The following is a 17598-nucleotide window of genomic DNA, read 5'->3' on the forward strand; positions in this document are numbered from 1 at the left end:
ACGCGGGTGAAAGCAGAGTTGGTTCTGTTGTTACCCGGTTGGCGCGAGGATTACTTCAGCCGGCCACGCAGATTTGAGCTGTAGGCCGAAAACCTGACGTAGACCGGTTGGCTTTATATATCGACACCTCAGTTGATTGGGTACCGCTCGTAGAGGGGCACTGAGGCCAATCGGTCTTCATGTGCGTTGAAGCACAAATCACTTCTACTTAGGAAATGAGATCATGAGTTCCTCGACTCCCATTGAAGGGAAGCAGGAGGCTGTAGACAGCAGTCTGTTGCAGTCCTCAGCACCGCAGGTGGATTCCTCCGGCGACGAGAGCTCGGAAGAGCAAGCCATTCAGTCCGGCGTTGTTCGTCCTGGTGACCGAATCTTCAAGATTCTGGCGGTAGGATCTTCCGCATTGGTGACTGCTGCCATCATCGCAATTGCAGTGTTCCTGCTCCTGCGCGCAGTTCCGGCAATGTCCCGTAACGAAGCGAACTTCTTCACCTACACCGAACGATGGAACCTGGCGGATACCTCCGCCATGTACTTCGGTATTCCGAACATGTTTCTGGTGACCGTCGCGGTTTCCATCCTGGCGCTGATTCTGGCGATGCCGGTTGCGCTGGGTATTGCCATCTTCCTGACTGCCTATGCTCCAAAGAAGATGGTCAAGCCGCTGGGATACCTCGTGGATTTGCTGGCCGCAGTGCCGTCGATTGTTTACGGTCTGTGGGGCTTTATGGCTCTCGGTCCGGCATTGGCCGGTCTGTACGGGTGGTTGGCTAAGACACTGGGCTTTATCCCGATGTTTGCCCTGTACCCAAACTCACCGGCCTTCGAGACCGGTCGAAACCTCTTCACCGGTGGCATTGTGCTAGCAATTATGATTCTGCCGGTTATCGCGGCTACCACCCGTGAGGTCTTTGTTCAGACCCCGCGTGGTCACATTGAGGCATCGCTGGCTCTCGGTGCGACCCGTTGGGAGATGGTCAAGCTGGCTATTCTGCCATTCGGTCGTTCTGGCTTTATCTCTGGCTCGATGCTGGGTCTGGGACGTGCCCTCGGTGAGACGATGGCTCTGTACCTCGTGATCTCCCCGTCTTCGGCATTCCGTGGTTCGCTTTTCGACGGCGGTACCACCTTCGCAACCGCGATTGCCAATGCGGCACCGGAGTTCAATGACAACCTCAAGGCCGGCGCATACATGTCCGCAGGTTTGGTGCTGTTCTTGCTGACCTTCGTGGTCAACTCCGCAGCCCGAATCATTGCGAAGAAGTAGCAAGGTCGTAGGAAAAGAAACGAGAAGTAACAATGACTAGTTCAACTACTGATTCTTCGCCTCACGGCCCCGCAGACATGGTCCCCACCACGGAGTCGGCATTCACCCAGATTAAGGGTTCCCGCAAGGTAGCGGACAACGTCTCCACGGTCCTCATTTACTGCTGCATGGCTCTTGCCCTAATCCCGCTGGTGTGGGTTCTCTTTGAGCTTGTCGTCCGAGGTACCCCGTCGCTGCTGAGTGGTGAGTGGTGGACTGCTTCCCAGCGCGGTGTCACCGTTGGTGCGTCTGCCGGCGGTGTTGCTCACGCAATCGTCGGTACCTTGGTTCAGGCTCTGGTCACAACTCTCATGACCGTGCCGTTCGGTATCTTCGTCGCCATCTACTTGGTCGAGTACGCAGGTAACTCCCGCTTGGGCAAGGTCACCACCTTCATGGTCGACATCCTCTCCGGTGTGCCGTCGATCGTTGCGTCGCTGTTCATCTACTCGATGTGGGTGGTCATGTTCGGCATGAGCCGCTCCGGCTTCGCCGTGTCGCTGGCACTGGTTCTGCTGATGCTGCCGATCGTGGTCCGCAACACCGAGGAAATGTTGCGCATCGTTCCGCACGAGTTGCGTGAAGCCTCTTACGCTCTGGGTGTTCCGAAGTGGAAGACCATTTTGAAGATTGTGCTCCCGACCGCACTGTCGGGCATCGTCACCGGCATCATGCTGGCCGTCGCCCGCGTTATGGGTGAGTCCGCACCGATGCTGATTCTGGTTGCAACCTCGCGAATCATTACCTACAACCCGTTCGGCCAGTCGCAGTCCTCGCTGCCACTGTTCATGCTGGACATGTACAAGGCCGGTAATACCGGTGCGGCATTCGACAAGATGTGGGGCGCAGCGCTCACGCTGGTTCTCATCATTGCCCTCATCAATATCCTGGCGCGCGTCGTATCCGCCAAGTTCTCCGTCAAGAGCAGTTAATGCTGGGCGCCTAACGTCCGCTATTTCAAGGAAGGTTTTCGAAAGACCATGGCTAAGCGCCTAGACCTTAACGATGTCAACATCTACTACGGCGATTTCCACGCTGTGCAGAACGTCGACCTGCACGTCCCGCCGCGTTCCGTTACCGCATTCATTGGCCCGTCCGGCTGTGGTAAGTCCACCGTGCTCCGTTCGCTGAACCGTATGCACGAGGTCATCCCGGGTGCCTACGTCACTGGCGAGGTGCTTCTCGACGGCGAAAACATCTATGGCCCGAAGATCGACCCGGTCTCCGTTCGTAACACCATCGGTATGGTGTTCCAGCGTCCGAACCCGTTCCCGACCATGTCCATCGAGGACAATGTCGTGGCTGGCCTGAAGTTGGCCGGTGTTAAGAACAAGGCTCATCTCCAGGAGGTTGCCGAGAAGTCCCTGCGCGGCGCCAACCTCTGGGATGAGGTCAAGGACCGCCTGGACAAGCCGGGCGGCGGCCTCTCCGGTGGTCAGCAGCAGCGTCTGTGCATCGCACGCGCAATTGCAGTTGAGCCGGAAGTTCTGCTGATGGACGAGCCGTGTTCCGCACTGGACCCGATTTCCACCCTGGCAATCGAGGACCTGATTCACGAGCTGAAGGAAGAATTCACCATCGTCATCGTGACCCACAACATGCAGCAGGCAGCTCGTGTGTCCGATCAGACCGCATTCTTCTCCCTCGAGGCAACCGGTAAGCCGGGTCGCCTGGTCGAGGTTGGCCCGACCAAGAAGATCTTCGAGAATCCGGACAAGAAGGAAACCGAGGACTACATCTCCGGTCGCTTCGGCTAAACGCTTTGCGTATGCCTTAATGGCCAAAATAATCAAAAAGCAAGAGCCCAGTACCTCACGCGTGTGCACGCGAGGTACGGGGCTCTTTTTGTTGTTGCGGTTTATGAGATTGCTATGTCGAGCACATGTTTTGCCACCCGATTGTCTAACCGCGGAGGTGTTTTGTGCCGGGGCACACAGTTTTTGTGGCGGGATCAAACAGTTACTGACTAGGTTTATGTCAGATGAATAACGTTTACTCGCAGTAAAGTGTCATAAACCTAGTCACTTTCTCGGGGTGGGGCGGTGTTTGGCTGGGGCGGTGTTTAGCCTGGTGTGACTTAAAAACGGCTCCACTCCGGCCTGAAACCCGCCGAGCAGTCCAACACCCAGCCCAGCTTAGCAGCACAACACCCAGCCCTCCTGAGCAACCCAACACTCACCCCAGCAGCCTGCAACTTCACGAACCTACATCCGCAGGTGACGCTCCAAGGCCTGCAGGCGTTGGTTAAAGCTGCGCTGGTCGCGCTCGTCCTCAAGCTTGTCCAGGTAGACATCGCGCTTGTAACCGGTGGCCAGGTAAACAATCCGGGCCGCAACCTCGACGGCGTGATCCGCGTAGCGCTCGTAGAAGCGACTCAGCAGGGTGACATCCACCGTCTGCGCGGGGGTGTGTGGCCAATTATCGTCGTTGGTCAGCGTAAACAGGTGCTGATGGATGTCGTCGATGCTGTCATCGGTCTTATCTAAGGCCAATGCCTGGTCAACGTTGTAGTCGATGAGTACCTGACGGGTTTCGTGCGTCATCTGCTCAGATACAGTGGCCATCTCGCGGAAAAATCCCTCCACGGGCTCCGGCAGTGCCTTGTTCGGGTGGCGACGTCGGGCAACGTTGGCAATATGCACACTCAACGCGCCCATGCGGGAGATGTCCTCGACAATGTAGAGGCCACTGACAATCTGCCGGAGGTCACCAGCTACAGGAGCTTCGCGTGCCAACAGCTCAAAGGCTCGCTGCTCCGCATCCTGGCGCAGGTCCTCGAGAGAATCAATCTGGGAAAGAACGGTTTCAGCCGAGACTAAATCAGCCTCAAAGAGGGCCTTGTTCGCAAGCTTGTGCATGGATCCAACTCGGTCACACATCACAATCAGGCTGTGGGCCAAGTTGTCCATTTGTTCTCGGTAGACAGTGCGCATGCGTTCCATAGTAGGCAATCCTCAACAAGGTCGCGCGTTAGTGGGGAGCCCCCAATTACCCCTCGTAAAGTTATGTAAACACTCGCTCAGAACCGAAGCTTAGCCACCGGAGTGCATAATCTCCGCGCCTTCAGGCACGGTGTCGTCCTCCGGGTCGTCCAGCCAGCCCTCCGGCAAGACCACCTTTGCAGGGGACCCTTGTCGGCCGCGGGCGCCGTCGGCGTCCTCCGGGCGGGCGTGGGCGCTGGGGCCGTCGTAAAGCGGCGTGAGAATCTCGTCGAGCGTTGCCAGCGAATCGACGCGTGCGAGAGACTTGCGCACCTCGCCGCCTGCCGGGTATCCCCGCAGGTACCAGGCGATGTGCTTGCGCAGGTCGCGGCAACCCTTACGCTCTCCCTCGTGCTCCACGAGCAGTTCCGCGTGACGACGGATAATCCCCGCGACCTCACCAAATGTTGGTGCCGGCGGCACTTCTTTGCCACGCAGCTCGGCGGACAACTGCGCGAATAGCCACGGGCGACCAAGGCAGCCACGACCGACGACGACACCGTCGCAGCCGGTCTCGTCGAGCATTTTGCGGGCATCGGTAGAGGCGAAGATGTCGCCGTTGCCAAGCACCGGGATATTGCTGAAGCCGGAGTCGACCATGTGCTCCTTCAACCGCGCGATCTGCGACCAGTCGGCGTGACCGGAGTAGCGCTGCGCCGCGGTGCGGGCGTGCAGAGCCACAGCCTGGGCACCCATCTCGGCGGCGATGCGGCCGGCATCGAGATGCGTGTGGTGCTCGTCGTCGATACCGACGCGGAACTTCACGGTCACCGGGATGTCGGTGCCCTCCGTGGCCTTGACAGCAGCGGCGACGATGTTGCCGAAGAGGCGGCGCTTATACGGCAGTGCTGAGCCGCCGCCCTTGCGGGTGACCTTAGGTACCGGGCAGCCGAAATTCATATCGATGTGGTCGGCGAGGTTTTCGTCGACAATCATCTTCGCGGCCTCGTAGGTCCACTTTGGGTCAGTGGTGTAGAGCTGCAGGCTGCGCGGGTTTTCGTCGGGCGCGAAGGTGGTCATGTGCATGGTCTTCTCGTTGCGCTCGACCAGTGCTCGCGCGGTGACCATCTCGCAGACATAGAGGCCGGAGACCGTGCCTGTACGCTGCAGCTCCTGCTCGCGGCACAGCGTGCGGAATGCCACGTTGGTGACACCGGCCATCGGAGCGAGTACCACGGGGGAAGCGAGCTCAAAGGGGCCGATGTGCATGTGCGCGGACGTGGCATCGGCGGGCTTGGCGGCGCTGAGTGGACTCGTGGAGGTATCTAACACGTACAGTATTGTGTCACGCTGAACTGCCGTTTTCGAATCTGTTTTGGTCGGCCGGTTGGATTGGTCGTGCGTTTGACTGCGCTCATTTATCCCACGAGTGTTTCAGTAGTTCCATCGCAAGTGTGGGGTGATTATTAAAAGTTAGCGCGCAATTGCTAGGCTATTTTCTTGCGCGGGCCTTTAGCTCAGTTGGTAGAGCTACGGACTTTTAATCCGCAGGTCGCGGGTTCGAGCCCCGCAGGGCCCACAAGCACGCAAAACCCCAGGTGATTAACAGCCTGGGGTTTTGTCGTATCTTGCCTGTTTTGCCCTTTCGCGGCAGCTACTTCTCCCGCTTGTGGTAACCCATTCGCGGCTTGAAGCCCGCGGGGTGCTTGAGCTGCGCGACAGCATCGGCGACTATTAGACGGAAGCGTGGCTTCATAGGTGGCATCTGTGAGATCTGAAACCATCCGACTTCGGTCGATTCGTCGTCAGCGACATGGGGGACGTCGTCGCCAACAACACTGCAGCGCATGGCGATATCCACGTAAGAGGTGACATCGCCATTGGGGTATTCGACAGGGCCGACGGCGCCGGTGCCGAGCAGGGCCTCGACTGTGACATCGAGTCCAGTTTCTTCTTTTACCTCCCGCACGGCGGCGTCGTGAGGCTGCTCGTTTGGGTCGATGATTCCGGTAACTGGAGTCCATTCCCCATTATCGGAGCGGCGAACCAGCAATACCTCAGGCAGGGCGTACATCGGTGCATTCGGCGGAACATCGCGAATGACGACAGCTGTGACACCGGGGAGCCATAGCGGAGCGTGGCCTATTTTTTCGCGGAGCTGAACAATGAAATCCGGAGTTGCCATAGTGACGAGCTTATCGGAGCGCTAATAGTGCTTTCGTAAATAGTAAGAAATTCCAGTTCAGCTGTGGATTTTGGGAAAAGGGTACTTATCCTCTATAGTTCTTTACGTTGCCAAGAGCGCGCGCAAATACAGTGTTCATGCACTGCAGACGTACGCGGAATGTGTCATTGAGTGGCCAGCTCTTTGCAGCGTCAAGTCGGGCTCCCATCGTCTAGAGGCCTAGGACTCCGCCCTTTCACGGCGGCAACACGGGTTCGAATCCCGTTGGGAGTACCACTAAAAATCATGATGGCCCTGTGGCGCAGTTGGTTAGCGCGCCGCCCTGTCACGGCGGAGGTCGCGGGTTCAAGTCCCGTCAGGGTCGCAATTCTAAACACCAGTTCCGGTTGGAGCTGGTGTTTTTTGCTTTTGGTTAGTGGTGCGCTGGGCGTCGGTATGTGGGGGGGGGACAAAAAGTGTGTTTGATTCTCAAGATAGTGACTGCCCCCCCCAACTGCGGCAGCTCCACAACCCGGGGTCAAGTAGCAAAACTGACAGTCCGAAAGATTGCGGGCTGCACAAGCGAATGTGGGCTGCAAATGTGAAACTGTGCGAGTTTATGACACTTTCAGGCCATTTTTCGGGCCATTTTTGACATAAACGCAGTCAGTAACTCGCATCGACCCAACGCCGCCAGACATAAATGCAGTCAGTAACTCGCATTAAGAGCTAAGTGGCAAAAAGCGTCCACCCGGCGACATACTGAGCGGACATACTTTTGTCTGTTAACCCGTCGCTGCCACCGGGGCGCCACAGTCTAGGTTTCCCCGAGCCCCGGGGCCAGATGTCAGTTTTCAACTTAAAATATCTGCTATGAACTGGCGATTTGCTTATGTTTAGCGCTGTTCTGTAGAGTAACAACTCGTGCGCAGCGCTGGTAATCCAGAAAGATGAGCACAGCATTTAAGGCCCTGTGGCGCAGTTGGTTAGCGCGCCGCCCTGTCACGGCGGAGGTCGCGGGTTCAAGTCCCGTCAGGGTCGCCACTTGATTAATTTCAAGTCTGGCCAGATAGCTCAGTCGGTAGAGCGTCCGCCTGAAAAGTGGAAGGTCAGCGGTTCGATCCCGCTTCTGGCCACAATTAATCCCCAGTCCGGAAACGGACTGGGGATTCTTTGTTTTTACCAGGTGTTTGTCGTGGGGATCGTCGTAAAGCAAAGTGCATTGAGCCGTGCGAAAACCTTAAAGTGGGGGAAATTAAACCGCGTGCACACCCTAGCGGATAGGATGTTGTGCATGAGTAAGGAATTCGCCTCAGCAGGAACGCTGTCCCACGATAAGACGCTGCCGTGGGTCGTGCGCATCTTCGTCTACACGGATGCTGAGGGCAGCCAATCGGCTGCTGAGAAGGTTCGTGGGGTGCTCGCGGAACTGATTCCGGATCAGGAAGTCAACGTCTACGAGGATGTCATGCCCGATGTGGGGCGCACCTCTTCGCTCGCTGATTTGTGGGCGGAGGCCAACCCAGGCATGGATCCGGGGGATCGGAAGCGTTATCGCATCAGTGTGGTGGCTCCGGGGCTTTCTCACTGCGAAATGGCGGATTTGGCAGGCCCGCTCGCTGAGGCCGTCAGCCCGGGGTGGGCAGAAGGTGAGGCTGCGGCTAAGGTCGCGAAGGGCGATGTCCCGTGCCGTGTCGCTGTCGGGCGTGCCGACGAGCACCCGGGCGAACCCCCGCTAGTGCAGAATTAGCCAGGATTCGGAATTAATCCGAAGCGAGAGCTGTTATCTGGGTTACATCCTAAGAGTCGTTTGCAATGACGACGCTTCACAACCACGAGAGGGAAGTGATTCCGAAAATGGCACACACTATTTCGCATGATGAGGCCGGTCAGCGCTACGTTCTCACCGTAGAGGGAGAAGAGGCCGGTTTTGCCGCTTACACCCCGGTGGAAGGTGCCCTGGATTTTGACCACACGGTAGTAGATGGCAAATTCCGTGGACAAGGCCTGTCCAAGCCGCTTATCGCAGGTGCGCTGGATGATGTTCGGAAGAACAACCGCAAGATTCGCACCAGCTGCTCCGCTGTTGCCAACTTCGTCGAGAAAAACCCGGAATACCAGGATCTACTGGCTGACTAGTCGCTGAAGGGCAAAGAACGCATAAAGAAACCGACCGGCTGCTCACGATAGCAAGAGCAGCCGGTCGGCTTATTTATGCGTAGAGATAGCTTTAGGGCAGGGCTAGATGAAGTCCCCGTCACCCTGGACGTACACCGCCGGATCGCACAACGGCTTGTGTTCGCCGGGCTTGGCAGGGCGTACGCGGCCCGGAATTCCTATCACGATGGAATCGGGTGGGCAGCTGTGGGTGACCACGGAGTTGGCGCCAATCGATGAACCCGCACCAATTGTGATCGGGCCAAGGACTTTCGCACCTGCCCCGACGGTGACGTTGTCCTCCAGAGTTGGGTGGCGTTTTACCTTCTCCAGTGAGCGGCCGCCGAGTGTCACACCGTGGTAGAGCATGCAGCCGTCACCGATCTCTGCGGTTTCACCAATGACGATACCCATGCCGTGGTCGATGAAGAACCTTCGGCCAATTTGAGCGCCCGGGTGAATCTCAATACCAGTCAGCCAACGGGAAAACTGTGCGAGTACTCGTGCAATGCCCTTGAAAATCCCGCCTCGTTTCCAGAGGCGGTGCGAGAATCGGTGAATCCAGATTGCGTGTAGGCCGGAGTAGACAATGGCATTTTCTACATCACTGCGCGCAGCTGGGTCATGCGCACGGGCATTGTCCAGATCCTCTTTGAGGATTCGGAAAAAGTCACTCATGGGCGTCAATTCTATCTGGTCGGAAGTGTGGGCAATGCAAAAACCCGCTTGCCGACGGAAAGTGCCAGCTAGCGGGCTCTGCAGAGAAGGTTACGGGCGCTTATAGCGCTTGGTTTTAGTCGCGCAGGTCCTCGTACAGGATGGAGGAGACGTAGCGCTCGCCGAAGTCAGGGACAATCACGACGATGTTCTTGCCCTCAGCCTCCGGGCGGGCTGCAATCTCGAGAGCAGCCTTGATGTTTGCACCGGCGGAAATGCCGCCGAGGATGCCCTCGGCTGCAGCAACCTTGCGGGAGACCTCAATAGCGTCCTCGTTGGTAACCGCAATAATCTCGTCGAGAAGCTCCTGGTCGAGAACCTCTGGGATAAAGTTTGCGCCCAGGCCCTGAATCTTGTGCGGGCCGGCGGTGCCCTCGGTCAGCAGTGGGGAGGCCTTCGGCTCAACGGCCACCAGCTTGATGTCCGAGTTGTGCTTCTTCAGCGTGCGACCAGCACCGGTAATGGTGCCGCCGGTGCCGACTCCAGCCACGAAGTAATCAACCTTGCCGTCGGTAGCTTCCCAGATTTCTTCACCAGTGGTTGCCTCGTGGATAGCCGGGTTGGCCGGGTTGGCGAACTGGGAAGCCAGGATTGCATTGTCGGTGTTAGCCACGATTTCGTTGGCCTTATCGACAGCACCGCGCATGCCATCTGCGCCCGGGGTGAGTACAAGCTCAGCGCCGAATGCGCGCAGAACGACGCGGCGCTCCTGGCTCATGGTGTCCGGCATAGTGAGAATGACCTTGTAACCGCGGGCTGCGCCGACCATTGCCAGCGCGATACCGGTGTTGCCCGAGGTACCCTCGACGATGGTTCCGCCCGGCTTGAGCTCGCCAGAGCGCTCGGCGGCATCGATAATTGCGTTGCCGATGCGGTCCTTGACCGAGTTGGCAGGGTTGTAAAACTCCAGCTTGGCAATCACGTTGCCCGGCAGGCCCTCGGTAACACGGTTGAGCTTAACCAGCGGGGTGTTGCCGATCAGTTCAGTGACATCGTTATAAATAGTCATTAATCTTATCCATTCCGGAAATCACAGAGGACTTCCTAATGAGTTTTCGCGTGTAGCCGTAGTGTACGCCTGATGCTGCAATTAGTACAGACCAGTTCGTCTATTTTGGGAATTGCGTGGGGAAGGGGGCTGTTAATTCCGGTGTCACCACCGTCACAGTTGCCGCGGCCGGCACCGTCGCAGTCACACCGCTGATTTCGCAATGCTCCTGCTCTTACCACGTTAACGCTATGTGATTGCCCTGCTCGTCTTTACCTCCATTGTGAGGGTAAAGAGCATTAAAGTTTCTTAGAATCCACTATTCTGAGACGTGATTTACGGTGCACGGGAATGCCTTGTAAATAGGCAGCGGCCCTCGCCACTGTGATTGGGCGCGATTGCGGCCGTTATCTGCACAGCGGTTATATGCGATAACCGAAAACGCAGGCAATGGATCCGATGATTGCGGTGCTTCGTCGAAGCCACTCAGGGGGACTCAAACCTTTGGGGAAGGAGGCGAGGCATTAATAGAAGTGTGAAGCTTTCCTCAGCCCATCAGCCAGGAGACCGACTGTAAATCATCCAATTCGCGTCCGCGGATTGGCGGTCGAGCGGTGCTGTCGAGGTGAATAGCGCCGCAGAAAGAAGATTTACATCATGCATATTGCTGAGGGATTTCTCCCAGTTACTCATTGCATTGGGTGGGGTGTAGCTGCCGCTCCCTTTGTCATTCACGGCGCAGTTCAAGCCAAGCGCACTATGAAAGAGCATCCCGGTAGCGGCATGCTGCTCGGTGCTGCCGGTGCGTTTACTTTCGTGCTCTCCGCAATCAAGATTCCATCCGTGACGGGTTCCACTTCGCACCCGACAGGTACGGGTTTTGGTGCTGTAATCTTCAAACCTCCGGTGATGGCGCTGCTTGGCTCCATCGTGTTGCTCTTCCAAGCAATCTTGCTCGCTCACGGCGGCATTACGACGCTTGGTGCGAACATCTTCTCCATGGCAATCGTCGGCCCGTGGGTCGGCTACGCCTTCTACGTATTGACTCGAAAGCTCGGTGGAGGCCTGCTGCCAGGTGTGTTTATGGCAGCGTTCTTCGCTGACCTCTCCACCTACGTCGTGACCTCCATGCAGCTCGCTCTTGCGCACCCGGCAAACCCGGGCGGTGTTGGCGGCGCGCTGGCTACATTCCTCGGCCTGTTCGCTATCACGCAGATTCCGCTGGCAATCATCGAGGCTCTCGTCACCGTCATTCTCATGCGCACCCTGCTGGCAGTGGCACACACTGAGCTCCTCGATCTCGGCTTCCTGTCCCGCTTCGGCGATGCGCCAGCACCGGCGCTGGAGGCGAAAGCTGCAGACACCACAACCAACGCTGTTGCAGGGTCTGCCACTTCGCAGAATGCTTCAGCTGCATCCGTATCCGGCCAGAAGCAGTAGCCGTCGTCAAGCGAAAAGAAGCGAAAGAGAGCACGATTATGAATGCAAAAAACAACGCGCAGATTGTCGACGCACAGGCAGCTAGCCGGCCGAAGAAGAACTCCGTGTGGGGCAGCGTCGGTCTTATTGTCCTGGTAGTCGTAATTGCCATGTTCCCGCTGTTCTTCAACTACGGCGACGACGACGCAGAGGAGCCGTTCGCCGGCACTGATGCCACCGCTACGGAGACAATTCAGGAAATGGACCCGAACTACGAGCCGTGGTTCGAGCCACTCGTCGGCGAACTGCCGGGTGAGGTCGAGTCGGGTCTGTTCGCGCTCCAGGCCGTTATCGGTGCTGGCGTCCTGTTCTACGTTATTGGCTTCTACCGAGGGAAGGCTGCTGCGCGTTCAGACAAGCGCGAGAAAGAGCAGTGAATGCGCTAGAAGCCGCAGCGGCGCGCAGCGCTTGGGCGCGCCGTAACGTGGGCGAAAAGATCCTGCTGCTCGGTGGGCTGTTGATTCTGGCGGTTGCGCTTCCGCCAATTCCCTTTGCGCCGGTCATTGCGGTCATTGCTTGGTTTATTGCGTACATAGCCCGGGTGCCCCGCAAGCTGTATGTGGCAATGGTGCTGGCACCGGCGGTTTTTGTGCTCGTCGGCGCGTTTCCGATTTTGGTAGCGCTTACTCCCGACGGTCTCGCGTGGTCGCCGGATGGCCCGCAGCGAATGGCGCAGGTTGTGATGCGTTCGTTTGCGGGTATCAGCTGCACGATGGTCTTTGCGCTGACCACTCCGATTTCGGAGCTCATTGCGTGGCTCGACAAACGTGGCATGCCTCGGTACCTGACGTACCTTGCTGAAGTGATTTATCGGATGACTGGCGTGCTGATTCACTCCGCGCACTCAATGACAGAAGCCCAAGCGCGACGTCTTGGGCACTCCACGCGCCGGGCGATGATTCGTGATGTCGCGGCGCAGTCCGCCAGCCTCTTTGTCATCGCTTTTGCTCGAGCCCGCAAGATGCAAGAGGGAATTGAGCTGCGTGCCGATCCGAGCGCAATGAAAGTACTGGTTATTTCGCGGCCGAGCCAGCCGAAGTTCCTCGCGATATCCAGTGCATTACTTTTGTCGTTGATTGCGGCCTGGGCGCTGCTGAAATGGGGTGTATAGGGATGTCGATCAGTAGGAAAAATAGCGCTGATCGCGTGGATGGTGCCAGCGGCGCCATTGTGGAAGCGGCCGCAGTTACATTCGCTTATGACGAAACCCACGTCCTGAAAGGCGTGGAGCTGGCAATTTCGGGTGGCGAGCGCCTAGCACTATTGGGCGCAAACGGTTCTGGCAAATCCACGCTGTTGCGTATGCTCGCGGGAGCGTCTAAGCCCGATGGCGGTGAGGTTCGCCTTGATGGCACCGCCTATAAGTACTCCCGGCACGGCCGCAATACGGTTCGCCGCTCAGTACAGATGGTCACGCAGGATCCGGATGAGCAAATCTTCGCGGCTAGCGTGTTTGCAGATGTCTCTTTCGGTCCCGTCAACCTGGGGCTGGAGAACGAGGAAGTCGAGCGGCGCGTCCGAGAGGCTCTAGGCACCGCCGAAATCACCGATCTCGCCGAACGCGTCCCGCACCAGCTCTCCTATGGTCAGCGCAAGCGCGTCGCTCTCGCAGGCGCGCTGGCGATGCACCCACGCGTCCTGCTTCTCGACGAGCCCTCCGCCGGCCTCGATCCGCAGGCGACCCGAAAGCTTGCACACACGCTCGATCAATTGCGCGATCAGGGCACAGCCGTCGTCGTCGCCACGCACGACATCGACTTCGCGTGGAATTTCGCCGATCGGGCAGCAGTGCTTGCCGACGGCAAACTGCGAGTTGGCTCCAAAGAGGAAATTTTGGCGGATCGACGGTTGGTCGAACATGCTCGATTGGCTTTGCCTTGGGCGCCCGTAGTCTCCAAGGCGATTGGGCGAGATGTGCTCCATCCAGAAGATGTTTAGGCGAGCGGTTTGGTTGGTGAATAGCTCATCGATATGTGCAGCTAAACCACGCTAAAAATGAGAGAAACGCCCGCGGGTAGGGCGCAATGCCTATAAAGATAGGCCTAGAAATATAGGCGAAGCTGTCGCATTTCTTCGCTTCCATTTCACGTCACACCTGTCCGCGGGCGATCTCCGTGGCCGTGGCACTTTGCAGTGTCTTCGGCGCATCAGGCAGGTATTCGGACTTCCTGGCGTGACCGACAATAAGGGGATGACGACTGCCGCTTGCTTCGATGCTTACGTGCAGAACCTTATTATCAATTTTCCTACTTTTCGCCGCTTCCCAAGGTTGAAATAACCTCAGTGCCGTTGGCGAATTTTGTTCCAGATTACCGCTGCGGGACAGTTCCGGAATTGCACCGGATTCCCTCTTGCGTTTGCTGTGCACCACCTTCGGACAACCACGTGGAGGACGTAGCATTGAAAGTGGAACTCAACAAAACCTGTTGCATGAATGACAATAGCGCACCAAAGTAAATCAGCGACAGTGTTTTTCGAAAATGTCCGCATTGGGGGTAAAACGCCGTTCATTACCCTCTGTTATCAACATTCACGCAGTTTATTAGCGGAAAAATAGCTACCCCCTGCCTTGTATCCATTCGGCCGAGGCGGGGCTAATGACAGGATTTATCCTGGTATTTTCTTTACGTACTTGTAGAGAAACCTAGTTGTTTCCTAAGATTGTGTGACGGATGCCTTAATGCAGGTGTACCCGTTCGGAGGGTACTATCTACTTTGTACGGTTTACAGCCCCCGAAAGGGTCCGTAGCCGCTGAGCGGTAGTTGGCCATTTCGTAGGAGTGTAAGTCGGCGCGAAGTCACAGGCTGATGGTGCCTCTGTGGGTGCCAGTGAAGTAATTTGCCCGTTACGCAGGAGGACGCGAGATGGATCCCCACCGCATTCTGGACGACAATGAGGTTATTAAGTCGTCCTTGGTCGCCCTAAAGAATGCGACTGGTATTCCGGTCACAATGTATGCGGAAGTCACCGATAACTCTAAGATGCAGATCAACAACTGGGTTGGCCTGCGTACCCCGGCTCTGCAGAATCTGACTGTGGAATCGGGTGCGGGTGTCGGTGGTCGCGTGTTGGCCACGCGCCGCCCGGTGGGTGTCAGTGACTACCTGCGCGCCAAGGTTATTACCCACGAGTATGACGACAAGATTCGTGACGAAGGCCTGCACTCGCTGGTCGCCGTGCCGGTGATTGTTTCGCGTCTTGTTCGTGGCGTGCTCTACGGTGGCGTGCACTCCTCGGTGCGCCTGGGGGACAAGGTTCTTGAAGAGGTCACAATGACCGCCCGTTGCCTGGAGCAGGACCTCGCTGTCGTCGACGCCTGTCGCAATATGGATCGCTCCGGTAACGGTAAGGGCGGTCGCATCATGAATGGCGCTGAATGGGAGCAGGTTCGCTCCACGCACTCCAAGCTGCGCATGCTCGCTAACCGCGTGGATGATGAGAAGCTGCGCCAGGAGCTCGAGGTGCTCTGCGACCAGATGGTCACCCCAGTTCGCGTTAAGCAGACCACCAAGTTGTCTGCTCGTGAGCTCGATGTTCTCGCCTGCGTCGCCCTCGGTCACACCAACGTCGAGGCCGCAGAGGAAATGGGCATCGGTGCCGAGACCGTTAAGTCCTACCTCCGCTCCGTAATGCGCAAGCTGGGTGCCCACACTCGCTACGAGGCTGTCAACGCAGCCCGTCGTATCGGCGCACTGCCGTAAACCGCTTGACGACGGGGCGCCGCGCTCCTAGCAAACTTGGCTAGCGAGCGCGGCGCTTTTTCGCATCCAGGGCCTCTTGGCGCTCATCTTCGCGTTCGCCACCGGGGACCCACTTAACGTCGTTTCCGGCATTGGCCACCCGCGAAAGGATGAACAGTAGGTCAGATAGTCGATTGAGGTACTTCGCCGGTAGTACTGAAGTAGTTTCGGGAAACTCGCGGCAGGCAGCCCATGCCGCACGCTCGGCCCGACGAGTAATCACCCGAGCTGTGTGCAGCAGTGCCGCGGCTGGTGTGCCTCCAGGGAGGATGAAGGAATCCAGTTTTGGCAGTTGCTCATTGAACTGGTCACACCAGTGCTCGAGTCGCTCGATGTAATCCGGCTCGATACGCAATGGCGGGTACTTCGGGTTTTCTTCAATAGGTGTTGCCAGGTCGGCTCCGGCATCAAAGAGATCATTCTGCACGTAGCGGATGACAGCCGACACCTCGTCGTCAAGCGTGCCGAAACTGAGCGCCTGACCGAGTGCGGCGTTGGCCTCTTCGCACGTGGCGTAGGCGATGAGGCGGGAATCGTCCTTGGGGACGCGACTGAAATCGGACAACCCGGTGGTGCCGTCGTCGCCGGTGCGAGTGTAAATGCGGGTTAGGTGAACGCTCATAGCCTCAAGCCTAAGCGCGATATTGCGAAATGTGGTTGGCTGGGGGAGTGGGAAATGAGCGATTTCTGGTTAAAGGCGGAGCGACGCTAAACGGTCAGGTTCAGATTTCCGGGGCGAAGAACTCGGTTCTGAAACTGATGGGTGCGGCGCTTCTCGCCGAGGGCACGACAGTACTGACGAACTGCCCTGAAATTGACGACGTGCCATTGATGCAAAAAGTCCTCGAAGGCCTTGGTTGCTCCGTGACGCGTGAGGGTGACCGGATTGAAATCACGGTGCCCGAAGAACTCTCGCATCACGCTGACTTCGATGCCGTGCGCCAGTTCCGCGCTTCGGTTTGTGTGCTCGGGCCGCTGACGGCGCGTACCCGTAATGCGATTGTCGCACTGCCCGGTGGTGACGCAATTGGTTCCCGCCCGCTGGACATGCATCAGGCTGGCCTGGAGAAATTGGGTGCACGCACCTATATTCACCACGGTTGCGTGGTGGCTGAGGCGGGGCGACTCAAGGGGGCGAACATCAAGCTGGACTTCCCGTCCGTCGGCGCGACCGAGAATATTCTGACCGCGGCCGTACTAGCTGAAGGTACGACTGTGCTGGATAACGCCGCCCGTGAGCCCGAAATTGTCGACCTGTGCGAGATGCTCGTGGAGATGGGTGCCAAGATCTCGGGTGCGGGATCTAACACCATCACGGTTGAGGGCGTCGAGAAGCTGCACCCGACTGAGCACAAAGTCGTCGGCGACCGAATTATCGCAGGGACCTGGGCCTATGCTGCGGCAATGACCGGCGGCGATATTACGGTCGTTGGTATCAACCCTAAGTACCTGCATCTTCCTCTGGAAAAACTGAAGAACGCAGGCGCTCAGGTCGAGACCTACCCGCAGGGCTTCCGCGTGCATATGGACGGGCGTCCGCAGGGTGTGAACTATCAAACGCTGCCATACCCAGGCTTTCCGACGGACATGCAGCCCATGGCCATTGCTCTGTCCGCGGTGTCCGAAGGGACGTCAGTGCTTACCGAGAACGTTTTTGAGTCGCGCTTCCGGTTTGTCGACGAGATGATTCGCCTCGGCACTGACGCGACTATCGATGGCCACCACGTGATGATTCGCGGAAAGGAATCGCTGAGTTCGGCACCTGTGTGGTCTTCGGACATTCGCGCTGGTGCCGGCCTGGTGCTGGCCGGGCTGTGCACTGAAGAGGGAGACGTCACCGAGGTGCACGATGTCTATCACATTGATCGCGGTTACCCGGGTTTCGTAGAGACACTAAACGCTCTCGGCGCTTCTGTTGAACGGGTCAGCTAGTGATCGTTGGCCACTGGTCGATAGCTAATGGCTAATGGCTAAGCGCACGGTGCTCATTAAACGCATGGCGCGGAAAACCATCGCAAGTCTTCGGTTCTGGATGCTTTAGAACCGTTAGGAGAGATTCTCCAGTGGGGCTTGTGGTGGTTTTCGTTCTCTTACCTGGGGTTTTGTGTCTTTAGGTGGGGTGTGT

17 protein-coding genes, 5 tRNA genes and 2 riboswitches are annotated in these 17598 nt (G+C 57.6%); of the genes, 16 read left to right on the forward strand and 6 right to left on the reverse strand.

Features of this window, described 5'->3' with window-relative positions; all coding sequences use genetic code 11:
* Positions 1-223: 223 nt before the first annotated feature.
* The 3 genes from pstC to pstB all read left to right on the forward strand — a co-directional run bounded on the left by pstC (position 224) and on the right by pstB (position 3063).
* Positions 224-1267, forward strand: a complete 1044-nt coding sequence (gene pstC, locus HMPREF2614_RS06340) for a phosphate ABC transporter permease subunit PstC (protein ID WP_049181149.1) — start codon at positions 224-226, stop codon at positions 1265-1267.
* A gap of 77 nt (positions 1268-1344) precedes the next feature.
* A complete protein-coding gene (pstA, locus tag HMPREF2614_RS06345) occupies positions 1345-2238 on the forward strand; it encodes a phosphate ABC transporter permease PstA (RefSeq protein ID WP_049181148.1) in 894 nt (297 codons plus the stop codon).
* A gap of 48 nt (positions 2239-2286) precedes the next feature.
* On the forward strand, positions 2287-3063 hold the full coding sequence (gene pstB / locus HMPREF2614_RS06350; RefSeq protein WP_016421380.1) for a phosphate ABC transporter ATP-binding protein PstB: 777 nt from the start codon (positions 2287-2289) through the stop codon (positions 3061-3063).
* A 447-nt stretch (positions 3064-3510) separates the two neighbouring features.
* Here pstB and phoU read toward each other — a convergent pair whose 3' ends face one another.
* Together phoU and dusB are read right to left on the reverse strand one after the other, a co-directional pair.
* Positions 3511-4248 (reverse strand): phosphate signaling complex protein PhoU, encoded by a 738-nt coding sequence (phoU, locus tag HMPREF2614_RS06355; RefSeq protein ID WP_080972852.1) that lies wholly within the window; start codon positions 4246-4248, stop codon positions 3511-3513.
* 90 nt (positions 4249-4338) lie between these two features.
* Positions 4339-5496 (reverse strand): tRNA dihydrouridine synthase DusB, encoded by a 1158-nt coding sequence (gene dusB / locus HMPREF2614_RS06360; RefSeq protein ID WP_049181158.1) that lies wholly within the window; start codon positions 5494-5496, stop codon positions 4339-4341.
* Positions 5497-5733: 237 nt separating this feature from the next.
* Between dusB and HMPREF2614_RS06365 the strand changes: the two genes are divergently transcribed.
* Positions 5734-5806 (forward strand) — tRNA-Lys (locus HMPREF2614_RS06365).
* A 75-nt stretch (positions 5807-5881) separates the two neighbouring features.
* Here the strand turns inward: HMPREF2614_RS06365 and HMPREF2614_RS06370 are convergent.
* Positions 5882-6412 (reverse strand): NUDIX hydrolase, encoded by a 531-nt coding sequence (locus HMPREF2614_RS06370; protein WP_038626468.1) that lies wholly within the window; start codon positions 6410-6412, stop codon positions 5882-5884.
* A gap of 200 nt (positions 6413-6612) precedes the next feature.
* On the opposite strand from HMPREF2614_RS06370, the gene HMPREF2614_RS06375 reads away from it, so the two are divergent.
* From HMPREF2614_RS06375 to HMPREF2614_RS06400, 6 genes are all read left to right on the forward strand, one after another.
* A tRNA-Glu gene (locus HMPREF2614_RS06375) sits at positions 6613-6688 on the forward strand.
* 14 nt (positions 6689-6702) lie between these two features.
* A tRNA-Asp gene (locus HMPREF2614_RS06380) sits at positions 6703-6776 on the forward strand.
* A 582-nt stretch (positions 6777-7358) separates the two neighbouring features.
* Positions 7359-7435: transfer RNA gene (locus HMPREF2614_RS06385), tRNA-Asp, on the forward strand.
* Positions 7436-7454: 19 nt separating this feature from the next.
* Positions 7455-7527, forward strand: a tRNA-Phe gene (locus tag HMPREF2614_RS06390).
* A gap of 158 nt (positions 7528-7685) precedes the next feature.
* Positions 7686-8141 carry a hypothetical protein gene (locus HMPREF2614_RS06395; RefSeq protein WP_038626465.1) on the forward strand — a complete coding sequence of 152 codons (456 nt, stop codon included), beginning with the start codon at positions 7686-7688 and terminating at the stop codon, positions 8139-8141.
* A 107-nt stretch (positions 8142-8248) separates the two neighbouring features.
* Positions 8249-8530 (forward strand): GNAT family N-acetyltransferase, encoded by a 282-nt coding sequence (locus HMPREF2614_RS06400; RefSeq protein WP_042388192.1) that lies wholly within the window; start codon positions 8249-8251, stop codon positions 8528-8530.
* A gap of 102 nt (positions 8531-8632) precedes the next feature.
* Here HMPREF2614_RS06400 and epsC read toward each other — a convergent pair whose 3' ends face one another.
* Positions 8633-9226, reverse strand: coding sequence for a serine O-acetyltransferase EpsC (epsC, locus tag HMPREF2614_RS06405; RefSeq protein ID WP_016421365.1), 594 nt, complete (start codon positions 9224-9226; stop codon positions 8633-8635).
* 115 nt (positions 9227-9341) lie between these two features.
* Entirely contained in the window at positions 9342-10274 is a 933-nt protein-coding gene (gene cysK / locus HMPREF2614_RS06410; protein WP_049181146.1) for a cysteine synthase A, read from the reverse strand.
* A gap of 301 nt (positions 10275-10575) precedes the next feature.
* Positions 10576-10844, forward strand: a riboswitch (cobalamin riboswitch).
* Between the two features lie 66 nt (positions 10845-10910).
* On the opposite strand from cysK, the gene HMPREF2614_RS06415 reads away from it, so the two are divergent.
* From HMPREF2614_RS06415 to ramA, 5 genes are all read left to right on the forward strand, one after another.
* A complete protein-coding gene (locus HMPREF2614_RS06415) occupies positions 10911-11693 on the forward strand; it encodes an energy-coupling factor ABC transporter permease (protein WP_016421363.1) in 783 nt (260 codons plus the stop codon).
* A 38-nt stretch (positions 11694-11731) separates the two neighbouring features.
* The gene (locus tag HMPREF2614_RS06420; protein ID WP_038626455.1) at positions 11732-12109 is read left to right on the forward strand and encodes an energy-coupling factor ABC transporter substrate-binding protein; all 378 of its coding nucleotides are present in this window, start codon (positions 11732-11734) and stop codon (positions 12107-12109) included.
* Positions 12106-12843, forward strand: coding sequence for a cobalt ECF transporter T component CbiQ (cbiQ, locus tag HMPREF2614_RS06425; protein WP_038626453.1), 738 nt, complete (start codon positions 12106-12108; stop codon positions 12841-12843). The genes HMPREF2614_RS06420 and cbiQ overlap by 4 nt, the downstream gene beginning before the upstream one ends.
* A gap of 2 nt (positions 12844-12845) precedes the next feature.
* The gene (locus tag HMPREF2614_RS06430) at positions 12846-13670 is read left to right on the forward strand and encodes an energy-coupling factor ABC transporter ATP-binding protein (protein ID WP_038626451.1); all 825 of its coding nucleotides are present in this window, start codon (positions 12846-12848) and stop codon (positions 13668-13670) included.
* A gap of 194 nt (positions 13671-13864) precedes the next feature.
* A riboswitch (cobalamin riboswitch) is annotated at positions 13865-14122 on the reverse strand.
* Between the two features lie 475 nt (positions 14123-14597).
* On the forward strand, positions 14598-15434 hold the full coding sequence (gene ramA / locus HMPREF2614_RS06435) for an acetate metabolism transcriptional regulator RamA (protein ID WP_005511953.1): 837 nt from the start codon (positions 14598-14600) through the stop codon (positions 15432-15434).
* 40 nt (positions 15435-15474) lie between these two features.
* On the opposite strand, the gene HMPREF2614_RS06440 is transcribed toward ramA, so the two are convergent.
* Positions 15475-16095 (reverse strand): cob(I)yrinic acid a,c-diamide adenosyltransferase, encoded by a 621-nt coding sequence (locus HMPREF2614_RS06440; RefSeq protein WP_016421359.1) that lies wholly within the window; start codon positions 16093-16095, stop codon positions 15475-15477.
* A 47-nt stretch (positions 16096-16142) separates the two neighbouring features.
* On the opposite strand from HMPREF2614_RS06440, the gene murA reads away from it, so the two are divergent.
* Positions 16143-17405: a UDP-N-acetylglucosamine 1-carboxyvinyltransferase gene (gene murA / locus HMPREF2614_RS06445; protein ID WP_232250785.1), complete on the forward strand. Its 1263-nt coding sequence runs from the start codon at positions 16143-16145 to the stop codon at positions 17403-17405.
* Positions 17406-17598 lie beyond the last annotated feature (193 nt).

This window comes from Corynebacterium sp. HMSC074C11 (assembly GCF_001809455.1).
Lineage (GTDB): Bacteria > Actinomycetota > Actinomycetes > Mycobacteriales > Mycobacteriaceae > Corynebacterium > Corynebacterium amycolatum.

Excerpts from the sequence above, each read along its gene's own strand:
- pstC (WP_049181149.1), top strand. The coding sequence starts at position 224 with ATGAGTTCCTCGACTCCCATTGAAGGGAAGCAGGAGGCTGTAGACAGC.
- pstA (WP_049181148.1), top strand. The coding sequence starts at position 1,345 with ATGGTCCCCACCACGGAGTCGGCATTCACCCAGATTAAGGGTTCCCGC.
- pstB (WP_016421380.1), top strand. The coding sequence starts at position 2,287 with ATGGCTAAGCGCCTAGACCTTAACGATGTCAACATCTACTACGGCGAT.
- phoU (WP_080972852.1), bottom strand. The coding sequence starts at position 4,248 with ATGGAACGCATGCGCACTGTCTACCGAGAACAAATGGACAACTTGGCC.
- dusB (WP_049181158.1), bottom strand. The coding sequence starts at position 5,496 with ATGCACATCGGCCCCTTTGAGCTCGCTTCCCCCGTGGTACTCGCTCCG.
- HMPREF2614_RS06370 (WP_038626468.1), bottom strand. The coding sequence starts at position 6,412 with ATGGCAACTCCGGATTTCATTGTTCAGCTCCGCGAAAAAATAGGCCAC.
- HMPREF2614_RS06395 (WP_038626465.1), top strand. The coding sequence starts at position 7,686 with ATGAGTAAGGAATTCGCCTCAGCAGGAACGCTGTCCCACGATAAGACG.
- HMPREF2614_RS06400 (WP_042388192.1), top strand. The coding sequence starts at position 8,249 with ATGGCACACACTATTTCGCATGATGAGGCCGGTCAGCGCTACGTTCTC.
- epsC (WP_016421365.1), bottom strand. The coding sequence starts at position 9,226 with ATGAGTGACTTTTTCCGAATCCTCAAAGAGGATCTGGACAATGCCCGT.
- cysK (WP_049181146.1), bottom strand. The coding sequence starts at position 10,274 with ATGACTATTTATAACGATGTCACTGAACTGATCGGCAACACCCCGCTG.
- HMPREF2614_RS06415 (WP_016421363.1), top strand. The coding sequence starts at position 10,911 with ATGCATATTGCTGAGGGATTTCTCCCAGTTACTCATTGCATTGGGTGG.
- HMPREF2614_RS06420 (WP_038626455.1), top strand. The coding sequence starts at position 11,732 with ATGAATGCAAAAAACAACGCGCAGATTGTCGACGCACAGGCAGCTAGC.
- HMPREF2614_RS06430 (WP_038626451.1), top strand. The coding sequence starts at position 12,846 with ATGTCGATCAGTAGGAAAAATAGCGCTGATCGCGTGGATGGTGCCAGC.
- ramA (WP_005511953.1), top strand. The coding sequence starts at position 14,598 with ATGGATCCCCACCGCATTCTGGACGACAATGAGGTTATTAAGTCGTCC.
- HMPREF2614_RS06440 (WP_016421359.1), bottom strand. The coding sequence starts at position 16,095 with ATGAGCGTTCACCTAACCCGCATTTACACTCGCACCGGCGACGACGGC.